This window comes from Bacteroidales bacterium, assembly GCA_023228145.1.
Taxonomy (GTDB): domain Bacteria; phylum Bacteroidota; class Bacteroidia; order Bacteroidales; family CAIWKO01; genus CAIWKO01.
In genome coordinates this window covers 71,807-85,040 of record JALOBU010000010.1, presented here as the reverse complement: position 1 = coordinate 85,040, position 13,234 = coordinate 71,807, and the positions used below count along the sequence as shown (strand labels likewise).

Annotated in this window: 11 protein-coding genes; 2 read left to right on the top strand and 9 right to left on the bottom strand. The window is 36.7% G+C overall.

The annotated features are described in order from the left end of the window. Positions 1–23: 23 nt before the first annotated feature. The 5 genes from M0R16_06840 to M0R16_06820 all read right to left on the bottom strand — a co-directional run bounded on the left by M0R16_06840 (position 24) and on the right by M0R16_06820 (position 6,920). The gene (locus M0R16_06840; protein MCK9612602.1) at positions 24–2,507 is read right to left on the bottom strand and encodes a bifunctional UDP-N-acetylmuramoyl-tripeptide:D-alanyl-D-alanine ligase/alanine racemase; all 2,484 of its coding nucleotides are present in this window, start codon (positions 2,505–2,507) and stop codon (positions 24–26) included. A gap of 17 nt (positions 2,508–2,524) precedes the next feature. Then, a complete protein-coding gene (gene pdxA / locus M0R16_06835; GenBank protein ID MCK9612601.1) occupies positions 2,525–3,622 on the bottom strand; it encodes a 4-hydroxythreonine-4-phosphate dehydrogenase PdxA in 1,098 nt (365 codons plus the stop codon). A gap of 97 nt (positions 3,623–3,719) precedes the next feature. Then, positions 3,720–4,559, bottom strand: a complete 840-nt coding sequence (locus tag M0R16_06830; GenBank protein MCK9612600.1) for a 1,4-dihydroxy-6-naphthoate synthase — start codon at positions 4,557–4,559, stop codon at positions 3,720–3,722. A 119-nt stretch (positions 4,560–4,678) separates the two neighbouring features. Then, entirely contained in the window at positions 4,679–5,362 is a 684-nt protein-coding gene (gene mqnB, locus M0R16_06825) for a futalosine hydrolase (GenBank protein MCK9612599.1), read from the bottom strand. A gap of 175 nt (positions 5,363–5,537) precedes the next feature. Next, on the bottom strand, positions 5,538–6,920 hold the full coding sequence (locus tag M0R16_06820) for an MFS transporter (GenBank protein ID MCK9612598.1): 1,383 nt from the start codon (positions 6,918–6,920) through the stop codon (positions 5,538–5,540). A 151-nt stretch (positions 6,921–7,071) separates the two neighbouring features. On the opposite strand from M0R16_06820, the gene miaA reads away from it, so the two are divergent. Further along, the gene (gene miaA, locus M0R16_06815) at positions 7,072–7,992 is read left to right on the top strand and encodes a tRNA (adenosine(37)-N6)-dimethylallyltransferase MiaA (GenBank protein ID MCK9612597.1); all 921 of its coding nucleotides are present in this window, start codon (positions 7,072–7,074) and stop codon (positions 7,990–7,992) included. 26 nt (positions 7,993–8,018) lie between these two features. Here the strand turns inward: miaA and M0R16_06810 are convergent, their stop codons facing one another. The 3 genes from M0R16_06810 to M0R16_06800 form a co-directional block, all read right to left on the bottom strand. Beyond that, positions 8,019–8,699, bottom strand: coding sequence for a porin (locus tag M0R16_06810; protein ID MCK9612596.1), 681 nt, complete (start codon positions 8,697–8,699; stop codon positions 8,019–8,021). Between the two features lie 113 nt (positions 8,700–8,812). After that, a complete protein-coding gene (locus M0R16_06805) occupies positions 8,813–9,625 on the bottom strand; it encodes an RNA methyltransferase (protein ID MCK9612595.1) in 813 nt (270 codons plus the stop codon). A gap of 144 nt (positions 9,626–9,769) precedes the next feature. Then, positions 9,770–10,702 carry a DUF4349 domain-containing protein gene (locus M0R16_06800; GenBank protein ID MCK9612594.1) on the bottom strand — a complete coding sequence of 311 codons (933 nt, stop codon included), beginning with the start codon at positions 10,700–10,702 and terminating at the stop codon, positions 9,770–9,772. 251 nt (positions 10,703–10,953) lie between these two features. On the opposite strand from M0R16_06800, the gene M0R16_06795 reads away from it, so the two are divergent. Continuing rightward, positions 10,954–11,790, top strand: coding sequence for a metallophosphoesterase (locus M0R16_06795; GenBank protein ID MCK9612593.1), 837 nt, complete (start codon positions 10,954–10,956; stop codon positions 11,788–11,790). Between the two features lie 7 nt (positions 11,791–11,797). Here M0R16_06795 and M0R16_06790 read toward each other — a convergent pair whose 3' ends face one another. Further along, on the bottom strand, positions 11,798–13,219 hold the full coding sequence (locus M0R16_06790; GenBank protein ID MCK9612592.1) for a M20/M25/M40 family metallo-hydrolase: 1,422 nt from the start codon (positions 13,217–13,219) through the stop codon (positions 11,798–11,800). Between the last annotated feature and the right edge of the window lie 15 nt (positions 13,220–13,234).

Here is a 13,234-nt window from a genome sequence, read left to right as displayed (position 1 = left end):
ATAAAAGTGTAAAAAACAGGAAATCATTCGTAATAATACACTCTTTTAACTCTTCCCGATACGGAAGTTAAAATCTCATAAGGAATGGTGTGGAGTATTTTTGCCAAGTTTTTAATAGAAATTGCATCATTAAAGACAAATGCAGTGTCTCCTTCTTTAGCATCAATATCGGTAATATCAACTGTACACATATCCATACAAATGCTTCCAATTAACATGGCTTTTTTACCAAGAATATAAACATATCCGCCCATATCGCTCAATCTCCTGCTAAGGCCATCGGCATAGCCAACGGGTAAAATAGCAATAGTAGTTTTTTTATCAGCTATCCATACCCTTCCATAATTAACCGTTTCGCCTTTGTTGATGGTTTTTATCTGTGAAATGATAGTTTTAAGTGTGCTTACGTTTTGAAGATTTTGTTGTTCTTCTTCATAGAAAGAAATTCCGTAAAGACCAATCCCGAGGCGTATCATATCAAGATGAGCTTCTTTAAACCGAGAAATTCCTGCAGAATTAAGTACATGAATTAAAAAGGGCTCAGGAAGTTCTTTTTTTAGTCTTTCACATACTTCTTTCAGCAGTTTAATCTGAGATAATGTAAAGTCATCGTGTTCGGGGTTTTCGCTAACAGCCAGATGCGTAAATACAGACTTAACAGTAATTCGGTCGTTTTCTTTTAAGATGCTAAGTAGTGTATTGATTTCACCGGGAGCAAAACCAAGGCGGTGCATTCCGGTGTCAATTTTTATGTGTATAGACTGTTTAGTCCTTTCTTTGCCTGCATTGTTAAGCGAATCAATAAGCAATTTAAGAGTCCGAAAACTATAAATTTCGGGTTCCAGGTCATATTTATTTATTAAATCAAAGCTTTCTTCTTCGGGGTTCATTACCATGATGGGTCTTGTAATTCCTGCTTTGCGAAGCTCTATACCTTCGTCGGCATAAGCAACAGCCAGATAATCAATATTATGATACTGTAACACATTTGCGATTTCAAAACCTCCGCTGCCATAAGAAAGAGCTTTGACCATTGTCATTATCTTTGTCCCCTTTTTTAGCTTGCTTTTAAAATAATCAAGATTTTGAATCAGGGCATTCAGATTTATCTCCAACACCGTTTCGTGTGTTTTTTGTTGTAAAAGCCGGCTAATTTGTTCAAATTCAAAAACACGTGCTCCCTTAATAAGAATTGTTTCGTTATTAAAAGCTTTAAGCTGAACATTATTTAAAAAATCATCTGTTGATTTATAAAAAGATTTTTTCTGTGAGAATAAAACATCGTGGTCTGAAATAGAAGGTCCGATGCCAATAATGCGAGTTACTCCTTTCAAATTTAACAACTTTGAAACATTGCCATATAGTTCATTATCGTCAAGTGCACTTTGTAAAATATCAGAAAGGATTACTGTTTTGTTTTTGTGTTGATTTTGCTGGTTCATAAAATCAAGAGCAATACTCAGCGAATTAAGGTCGGAGCTATAACTGTCGTTAATGATTGAACAATTGTTTATCCCGGCTTTTAACTCTAGGCGCATTGCAACAGGGGTCAGAAGTCTCATTCTTGAAGCAATAATATCATTCGAATATCCTAACCAAAGCATCAGCGCCCAGCAATGAATGGCATTTTCAATGGATGCATTGTCCGTAAAAGGTATTGTAATAGAAACTTCCAGGGAGTTAAAAAGACCTGTTATTGTTGTGTTTCTGGAATTTTTTAATTGTTTTTTTATAACAAGGTCAGCAGTATTTTTGCAGCCCCACTTAAAAAACTTGTTTTGTTTTAATATTTCTGATTGAATGATGCGGTCCTGAATTTCATAACTGTCGGCACAATAAATTAAAACATCAGTTTTGGTAAATAGATTAAGCTTTTCGCCTGTTTTTTGCACGTTATTAATAAAGTTCTTTTCATGGGCGCTGCCAATGTTTGTGAAAATACCAATGGTTGGCTGGATGATGTTCTGAAGTTTTTTCATCTCTTCCGGTTCAGAAATTCCAGCTTCAATAATAGCTAGCTCATGCTCGGGTTGCATTTGCCAAACAGAAAGTGGTACGCCAATCTGAGAATTAAAACTTTTCGGGCTTCGTACAATATTTTTATCGGCAGATAATAATTGAAAAATCCATTCTTTAACGATGGTTTTTCCGTTACTTCCCGTTATACCAATCACCGGAATATCAAATTGTTTTCGATGATGTATTGCAATTGCCTGTAAGGCATCAAGTGTATTTTTTACATCCAGAAAGTTTGAGCCTTCATATTTTTCTATATTTTCAGGCATTTCAGACACAACAAAGTTTCTAACTCCCTTGTTATGAAGTTCGGAAATATACTTGTGGCCGTTGTTTTTTTTCGTTACAATTGCGAAAAACAGAGAAGTATTTGCAACTGTTATTTTGCGACTGTCAATAAGCAAATGGTTGATAACATCATTTTTTCCCGAAACCGAAATCAGACGCCCTTTGGTTATTGTTGAAATTTCTTTTATGGAATACCCTGGCATGATTACTTGTAAAATCTTTAGTTGTCTTTTCCCTGCTCTTCTTCATTTTGTTTGTAGGCACCTATTTTCAGGAGATTTTCATTTATTTTTTCGAAATGTAGGCGGTGTTTATATATATCACAGGCAAGGTAAATGGCGTTTCTGAGCGATTCGGGGCTGGCAATGTTTTTTCCGGCTATTTCATAAGCCGTACCGTGTGCCGGTGAAGTTCGAATTATGGGAAGCCCGGCCGTGAAGTTTACACCTTCTTCAAAACCAATAATTTTAAAAGCTATCATACCCTGGTCGTGGTACATGGATAATACTCCATCAAACTGGCGGTATTTAAATGTTCCGAAAAAACTATCCGAAGGATAGGGCCCGAAACAAAGGATATTTTCTGCCTGAGCTTTTTTAATGGCTGGAATAATAATCTGTTCTTCTTCTTTCCCAATAACGCCATCGTCACCCGAATGCGGATTAAGCCCGAGCAATGCAATTTTGGGTTTATTGATCCCAAAATCCTTTATTAAAGAATTATTCATCACTATCAGTTTCCGCAGAATAAGATTTTCATCTAAAACTGAAGAGATTTCATTGATGGCTACATGACCGGTTACAAAGCCAACCCTAAGATTTCGAGCCACCATCATCATAAGGTAATCGCTACAGTTGAATTTTTCAGCCAGATATTCGGTGTGCCCCTTAAAATTAAATCCGGGAGATTGTATGTTTTTTTTATTAATTGGCGCCGTCACCAAAACATTAATGTGATTATGTTTAATGTCGTCAACAGCCATGTTAAGAGCTGTTAATGCCAGTTGCCCGGCAATAGGCGAAGAGGTCCCTGTTTCAATTTTAACTTCTTGCTCTGTAACATTAACAATATTTTGACGTTTGGAGCCGGCAAATTCCGCCTTTTTTACAAGGTTAAAATTAAAATCGGTAAAATTTAATGTCTTTCGGTAATATGAAGCTATTTTGGAAGACCCATAAATAACCGGAGTACATATCTCTAACAGGTAAGGCTCCATAAGTGTTTTTATAAGTATTTCATAGTTTATGCCGTTAAAATCTCCATGGGTAATGCCAACAACTACTTTTCTTTCCTTCTCGTTTTCTTTAGGATTTGCCATTGCGGTTTATTTTTTACAAAGATACTTATAAAATGCATTTGGGGTAATTAGAAAAGCTTTAGAAAATACTGTTAATTATATCAGAATTTTGTTAAAATTATTTAAGATAAAAAATATTATCCGGAATCCTGTTGATGATGCGTTGGGAAAACCCGTATTCAAACAGATATTTGACTGCTTCTTCTCCTTTACCATAAAGGCTTTTTGTATAATGGTTCACATACAATTCAATGTGTTTTTTTATTATCTCGTCTTCTATTTCAACAGAATGTTCTTTTATAAATTCTTTTGAAGAATCCGGGTTTTGAAAAGCAAATTCCACACTGTTTTTTAGTATTCTGTTCAGCTTCGATTTAAGTTCTTCGGGCATATCTCTTCGGATAACAATACCACCAAGTGGAATTGGAAAGCCTGTTTTCTGTTCCCAGCAACAACCAAGGTCACAAATTTTTATCAGCCCCTTATCCTGATATGTAAATCTTGTTTCGTGAATGATAACACCGGCATTAACGATGTCTTTCAATATCATTTTTTCAATTTTACTGAAAATAATCTCATGGTGGTTTTTGGCGTTAGGATAAACATAATTTAGTAAAAGAGCTGCTGTTGTATATTTACCAGGGATAGCTATGGACAAATTATCAATTTCGGGTTCTGAGAACTTATTTTTTGCTATTAGTAATGGCCCGCAATTAGTACTCAGAGAACTTCCTGCATCGAGCAGCTGATATTTGTCGGCAATATGAAGAAAGGTATGAAAACTAACTTTGGTCATATCCAAATCTTCATCCATGGCCCGAAGATTAAGCTGTTCAATATCTTCGGCATCACAGATAAAATCAATACCTTCCGTATCAATTTTTTTATTAATAAGCGCATCAAAAATAAAGGTGTCGTTAGGGCAAGGCGAAAATCCGAGTTTTATTATGTAGGACATTTGTAAGTTAGATTTAAGAGATTAGAGATTAAGTTTGGTTCGCTGCTGCGGGGCAGAAGTTTATTTTTGCAAAAGTATTGTTTAGATTTCAATTGCGGAGGGAGAGCGAAAAAAATTTATCAGAAAGCTTTGATTATTTCAGGCAACTTTTTGTTAAGCAGGGCAATGGCAAAGGGAATGTTCCAGTTGTTAAGGTTTCGCGGTTCGATGTAGTTTGAAATAGTCCTTAATTGAAAACAAGAAATATTTTGGGCCAGACAGGCATAAAAAAAGGCTGCGCCTTCCATGCTCTCTATATCGGGAGAGAAATTTTTCAGCATTTTTTCAATGCGGGATGATTCGCTGCTTAATGTATTTACTGTTATTGCACTGACCTTTTTTATTTTTTCAATTTCGGGATTTTTTATTGCTGTTTGATTCTTGATAAATCCGTCCTCACTAAAAAACGGCTCGGAGTATTCTCCGGAAAAATTCAAACGGTTTAATGAAATAAATTTATCGCCATAATCTGCACCTAATTCTGCAAAACAATCCTGATAAACATTTACCATTTCCCCAATGGCAAGCGATTCGTTAAAACTTCCCGCAATGCCTGCATTTATTGCCAAATCAAAATCCGATAAATTTATTTGTCCCAAACGGTAAGCCGTTGAAACCATTCCTACTCCTGTAATGAGTAATGTAAGCTGATGCCCGGCTAATTCAGTTTGGTATGTGCGGAAATCGTTTTTCAGCAACACTTTCAGCGTGTTTGCCAGCGGTTTTATTTCTTCCTGTGTTGCCGAAACAATGAGGATTTTCATCGAAGTATTTTCAGTAAGATTGAACAAGTATCAAAAAAAACACATCCCTCTGTTTTATCTCTGTGTTCTCTGTGGTTAAAAAACATTTTGTTTAACCACAGAGTTACACAGAGTTTTTCACAGAGTTCACAGAAACTATTTTGACAACCTCTCTCAATTTTATTATTTCTAAAATCTATTTTTTAATATTCGGTAACTGCAAACCATAACCTTTCTTTTTGTCTTCAGCTTTTAACAGAAAGGCAAATATTAGTGCCAGCACGCCAAATCCCATAAAAATCAACATTGGGATCGTGTAATTGAATGTGGTTACCGCCTGTCCATCCACAATATTTTGACCCGTAACACAATATTTATCCAGAACCCATCCGATAAGATAAGGAACACCCATTAATCCCCAATTTTGAACCCAGAAAATCAAGGAATATGCGGTCCCCAATTGCCTTTCCGGGATAATTTTTGGTACGGAAGGCCACATGGCAGAAGGAACTAAAGAAAAACCAATACCCAGAGTAATAACTAGTAAGATAGCTATAAACCAGTGATTCAGGAAAGGTACAGCAAACAAGGCATGAACAAGAATTAATATTAAGGCTCCTATTATCATTATTGTCGCACCTTTACCTTTTTTATCATAAATACCACCAAAAAGAGGCGTTAAAAGGATGTTCCCAAATGGGAGCAACCCGGGAATAACACCGGCAACAGCTTCATCAACACCAAATTTATTAACCATAAGGTTGGTTGCATATTTCAAAAACGGGAAAACAGCAGAATAGAAAAGTACACAAAGTAGGGCAATATACCACCATCCTTTATTATTTAAAATTCTGAAAATATCTTTTATTTTAAATTCTTCCTCTGCCGGTGCATCATTGTCAAGGTTAGCTGCTTTTATTGAAGCATCAAGTTTTTTATCGCGAAATGTATAAACAAAGAAAGATAGAAGCCCAATACATAAAGCAATTAAACAAATAAGTACCGGCATAGAAACTGTTCCTGCTGCTTTCGCAATAGGTGCAGAAGTGGAAAGTGCCAATGCAGTTCCCAATCTTGCTACTGCCAGTTGGATTCCCATAGCAAGGGCAATTTCGTGACCTTTAAACCACTTGACAATAATTTTTGTAACAGTGATTCCGGCAACCTCAACGCCTACACCAAAAATAGCATAGCCAATTGCCGCCACCATCACTTGGGCTTTCCAGCCGAACAATATTGTGCCATCCAGCGAATGAGTTGATATTGCCCAATATTTAATTGCCGTACCCCCCACCATTATCATGGCAGCCATGAGCCCGGTAAAGCGCACACCCATTTTGTCAAGGATAATGCCCCCGATAATTAAAAAGAAAAGAAACACATTAAACCATCCGTAGGCACTGGTAAAAAAACCGTATTCATTGGCATTCCAATTCAGTTGCTTTTCAAGCAGTGTTTGTAACGGAGCCATTACATCGGCCAGGAAATATCCAGCAAACATGGTAAATGATACTATGAATAATGCAGCCCAGCGGGCAGCTTTAGAGTCGCGTAATACACGGTGAATTTTTTCTGTCATAAGTTTTTGATTTTGGGTTACAAATATAGTGTTTTGTTTGAAGGACATTTATTAAAAAAATCAAATTTAAATAGTGTTAGTAAAGGTCTTTAGTCCTGATAATCCTCGTAAAAGAAAAAAATAGTAATTTCGGTATCCTAAAAAAAAGAAATTGAACCCTGATTATTTTATTACAATTCTTGGCCCTACGGCTTGCGGAAAAACCAAATTGGCTGTTGCACTGGCTGCAAATATCGGTGGGGAAATCATCAGTGCTGATTCGCGGCAGGTTTTCCGCGGTATGACTATAGGAACGGGGAAAGATTTGGATGATTATAAAATGAACGGGAAAATAATTCCCTATCACCTTATTGATATTGCCGAAGCTGGAGAAGAATACAACCTTCATCGTTTTGTAAATGATTTTAAAAGGGTATTTCAAGAGATTTCATACAGAAAAAATATTCCGATATTGTGCGGAGGTACAGGGCTTTATATCGAGGCCGTGTTAAAAAACTATGTCGTACCTGATGTGCCTGTTAACGAAACTTTTCGCAAATCCCTTGAAAACAAAACCGATGAAGAATTAATAAAGATTTTAGAATCATATAAAACGCTTCACAACGAAACCGATACCGAAAACCGCCGCCGACTGGTACGAGCCATAGAAATTGCGCATTTTTCTGAAGAAAAGTCGAAAGAAAAAAACTCTTATTTGCCTGAAAAACAATATGTTTTTGGTGTACAAATACCGCGGGAAGAGGTGAGGAAAAGAATTACCGAGCGTTTAACCAGACGGTTGAATGATGGCATGGTTGAAGAGGTGCAAAAACTAATTAGTTCGGGTATCAGCCCAAGCCGACTGATTCGTTATGGACTTGAATACAAATATATTACAAAATATTTATTGAAACAATATTCCTATGAGGAAATGGAGCGTTTGCTGAATATTGCCATACACCAGTTTGCCAAGCGGCAGATGACGTGGTTCCGGGGCATGGAGAGAAGGGGAACAAAAATAATCTGGATCGACGGAATGCTGCCTGTTGAAAAACAGCTTGTATTCATTCTTAATGCGTTAAATCAAAGCTAAGGCTTTTTTTTAATGTAATTCTGCTTCTACCAGCTCCCAAATCCGTAATAAGGGCGAATCCCGCCAAAGCCGTTGTATTGGTTCATTCCCTGATGAAAATCCGGGCCAAATTCGTTCTGGTTATAATAAGAGCCGGGATAATAATATGGATTGCGGTCGGAGAAATTGACCTGGGCGCCAATAGTAAGATTTTCGGTGATTTTATAATCCACGCCCAGCATGACTCCGTAATTGTTGAATTTTTTCTTCTGTGATAAAATGTCGCTTGTTTCAGGTTTGTTCAGATCGAACATTTTATAAACGGCGCCCGAAATTAACAGCTTATCAGAAACCAGATAATTTCCACGGGCAAAGATCGAAAGGTATGCGGGATTTTTCCCAAAGTAATATTCATTTATTCCTGAATTATTAAAACCCTGAATATAACTTGCTCCCACATCGAGGCGGAATTTTGGAGACACGCGATAACTCAGAAATGGGGACAAATATGTATAAGCCCCCGCTCCGTATTTTGAGCCACTTATACCCACGCCCATTTCCATCGAAACACCCAGTCGTTTATACTTCAATAATGATGCGTTGTTTTTGTGGTTATCCATACCGGATTCAGATGTTGAATCAGAATAAAAACCTATTTGAGCAAAACTGTCTGTTGATGCAAAAAGTAAAACAAAAGAAAAAAGAAGGAAGTATTTAATGAATTTCATACCAGTCTTTTGTTTTTGGTAATAACAGTTTTTAAACAACATTATTGCAGCAAAGGTAATAAAAAAACAGTTTGGATTTGCAGTATAAATTCATGAATTTATACTGCAAACAATCATGCAAACCCCCGCTGCCGTTTTGCTTCGTAAACCATAATCGCTACGGAATTTGAAACATTCAGCGAGTCAATGGTTCCCAGCATGGGGATTTTAATGATCTGGTCAGCGGTATGCAGCCATTTTTCTGTAAGACCGGAAGCCTCAGTTCCGAAAACCAAAGCAACAGGGTTTGTCATATCGGCTTCATGATAAAAATCGTTCGTTTGCAGCGCGGCAGCATAAACCGTAATCTTATTTTTTTTCAGCCAGACTATAGCTTCATTGGAAGTGCAGACAACAACTCTTTGTGTAAATATACAACCTATGCCCGAACGTATGACATTGGGATTGTATATATCCGTTTCCGGATCGCAAATGATGAGTAAATCAACGCCGGCAGCATCACAGGTGCGAAGCACTGCCCCCAGATTACCTGGTTTTTCAACATTTTCAAGAATAACAATCAGAGAATTTGGCGGAAGTGTTATGTCGTCTAATTGTAAATAACGGGTTTTGGCAAGCAAAATAATTCCTCCGCTGTCGTCGCGGTAAGCCACTTTTGCAAAAACATCTTTAGTGATAAAAAACAAATTTTCCGCCGTGCAAGCTGCTGTGCATTGTTCAACAAGCGCTTGGTCTGTAGCGATTTTGTGACAAATAAAAACAGAATCCGGGACGACACCCGCATTCAGGGCCTGACGGATTTCTTTTTCGCCTTCCACCACCATCAATCTCTGAGCTTTGCGCTCGGATTGCTTACGCATCAGCAATGCAATATTTTTAATTCGTTTGTTGCTTACGCTGGTGATGGTTTCGTGTTTGGATTTCATAGTTGAATTTTTTCAAAAACAAAAATATTAAAAAATGGATTTAATAGATTTATTTTTAAAAGGGCTGAAACCCTGTTTGATTGAAATTATTTTTAATAGCCCCGTCATTAATGGTGGGGCTATTAAAATTTTTTATTTGTTTTATTATTGTTGAAGCTTGCGGGCAGCTCTTTTTTTACGGGCTTTTTTCAGAAAATAAAACAATAAGAACAAGGAAATTCCTAAAATTATCCACAAGGGCCATAGATAGATAATACCGATAAAGAAAACTAACAACCCTTGCCAACCCCACGATAAGGCTTCTTTAAGCTTGTAGCCAAATGAGTTTTTCTGTGCAGGTATAATCTTTCCCTGTTCGTAAAATGTAGCATTGATGGTGCTTAACTCCACTTTATTGTTTAGGTATTTCAGCCGGCCTTCCAGCGATTCAATTTCTTCCTGTAAAGTGCGGATATATTGCTGAACCTCAAGAATATCATTGATGGTATAAGCCTTTTTGAGTATGGCTTCATATTGCTGCATGGCATCTTTTTTGGATTTCAACCTTGCATTAATATCAACGAATTCTTCAGTAACATCTTGTGCTTCAATTTTTTTATAATCAATAAACACCGCTTCTTTTAATAATTCATCAACCAACGCATCAAAAACAGAAGACGTTACCCTGATTATCATGATATTGCTGGTGCGGTATTCGTCGCTTGTTTGGTTTTCTGAAGAAACATAACCCCCGTGTTTTTTGATAATTTCCAGAATTTTTGCACGCGCTGTAATGTATTTTTCCACCTGAAAGCTGATATCGGCGGTTTTAATGATTTTCTGCGGGATTTTTTCCTGAGTTTCCTGCGGTGTAATTTTATCATTAACTCCATTGAATTTTTGGCCTTCACTTTTTGTGTTATAATCCTTTGTTTCTGTTACCTCTTCTTCAGCTGAAGTGGCAGGGGACTTTTCATAATATCCTGTTTCCGGGCTATCATAATTTTTTTGTTCTGATTTGCTTCCGCAACTGCTAAGCTGCAGGCAAACAATAAGCAAGGCAAAAAGACTTGCTATAAAAAATTTTTTTGTTTTCATGGCTTGTGAGGATTTAAGTTATTATTTGAAAAAATCGGGTATTAGATATTTTTTTATTGAAATTCCACAATAAAAGTATAAAATAATTCCGAATAAGTTCAATGAGCAGAAACTTTATGCCTGGATTTTTGCATCCGTGCCATTGTATCTGTTTTCTTTCAAAAATTAACAACAAAACACTCTTATAATAAAAATCAACAAAGACATATAAATACGGGGATTTTCTATTTTTGTAAAAACAATCAAATATTTTGAGAAAATTTTATTCTTACCTGATTTTTGTTTTTTTAATTATTTGCCGCCATTCAATTCTGCCGGCTCAAACCGATTCTGTTGTTGTGGTATTTGGCGACACCCGCACCAAAGTTTCGGGAAATATACGTATTAACCACCTTGTGAATCAAAGCATTTCAAAAAAGATCATGCAGTTAAAACCTGTTGCAGTATTTCATACAGGCGACATTGTTTTCAACGGGTTAAAAAAATCAGCTTGGGTTACATTTAAAAAGTTTTTTTCTATTATTATAGACAGTAGCCGGTTTTATCCTTGCTATGGGAACCATGAACTGCATTCAAAAACCGTATCGCATGATTTTTCTCTGCCAAACAATGGCAAATGGTATTCGGTAAACATTATGAATATGCATTTTGTAATTATTGATAATTTTTCAGATTATACCAAGGATTCCGAACAATACCTTTGGCTTGAAAACGACCTGAATAACTACGAAAAAAACAAATTTTGTGCAGTAATAATGCATCTGCCCGTCTATAGTTCAGGACCGCATAATACTCAAATAAAAAAGCTGCGCAAAAACCTTGTGCCGTTATTTGAAAAATACGGTGTTGACCTCGTTTTTAACGCCCATAACCATTGTTACGAAAAGGCATTTTCAAACGGTATTTATTATATTACCACTGCCGGTGGCGGCGCCCCAATGTATCCTAAAACAAAAAAAATTCCCGAGTCACAGCTTTTTACAAACACATATCATTTTTGTACTCTAAAAATTAAAGATAACAGACTTGTTGTACAGGCCATAGATACAAATATGCTGGTAATTGACTCTTTTGAAATTAAACAATAACGATAGATTATTTAATCAGTATTTCATCAATAACTGTTGCCGGACGATAACTTATTTTGCCGGCTTTGTCAAGGAATTTTATGATGTTGTAAGTGTATTTCATTACTTCATTTAACCCTGAAAAATTAATTAATTCACAATCGTCAACGGCTTTGTGGTAATCCGCGTGCAAACCGGTGTGTATAAATATGGCAGGAATTTGTTTCTGATTAAAAGATGTGTGGTCGGAGCCTCCAATACCTGTTTTTATTTTAGTAACTTTCATTTCTGGATTGCTGATTCTGTCAATAGCATCGTCCCATACGTTTGAAGTACCCGTGCCGTATATTTTCAGGTTATTTTTATCATCGAGCCGCCCTATCATATCAAGGTCTATCATGTAGTTTAGTTTTTCCTGTGGATAGCTTTCTTTTTCAAGAAATTTTGCGGAGCCAATCAGTCCTTTTTCTTCTGCAGAAAAAGCCAAAAAAATATAATTATTATTTTTCATATCCGAATGCACCAGCATTTCTGCTATTTCTAACACACCTGCCACCCCACTGGCATTATCATCCGCCCCATTGTGCACTTCGTAATTTCCAGCATCACGTGTACCGGAAAAACCCATCCCCAGATGGTCATAATGTGCGCCAATAACAACAGTGTATTCGGCATGATTATCCAAATAAGCACCCACATTCCAAGCCTTACGGTTGCCGCTGCGTTTTATATTTACGCCAACATTTGCCTTTCCGGGATTTTTTACATCAATAAGGGAAGCATCCATCAGAAAAACCACAGGAATATTACACCGCTCAATAAAAAATGAGGGATTTTTTACCGGTATGCCATAACTTTTGTCGGAAGAAAAGAAAATCACAGCTTTTGCACCTCTTTCAGCAGCAAGGTTTACTCTCGAGACTTTCTGTGTGCTCTCCCACAAATCATTATTTTTTAAATATTTATCGGGGATTGCAAGGTCCATAATAAAAATTTTATTTTTCAAATCACCGAGGCCTGCGTAATCGTTTACTTTTTCACGTTCATTATAAATGCCGGTACCCACAAATACCATTTCGCCAGATACAGTATCATTTGAGGAAAAGCCAAGCGGATAATAATCTAGATAGAGCTTCAGGGCTTTGCCGTTAAGTTCAAAAAAAGTTCCCAGGTCAACAAAATCGGAGTCAAAATATTCGAATGCTTCAAAATAAGATGTGTCAAAAAGAGATTGTAATCCGATTTCTTTGAAACGGCTTTCTATGTATTTCCTGGCCATCCATTCGCCGGGAGTCCCCGTTTCCCTTCCTATCATTGAATCAGAAGCCAGTATACAAATATCCGCTTGTATCTTTTTAATCACTAAGCTATCGTCAACAGCAGAATTCTGGGGAAAAGTTTGAAATCCCGCAACGAAAACAAGCAAAATGAACCAAAGTGTTTTTTTCATGCTGTAGTGATTATT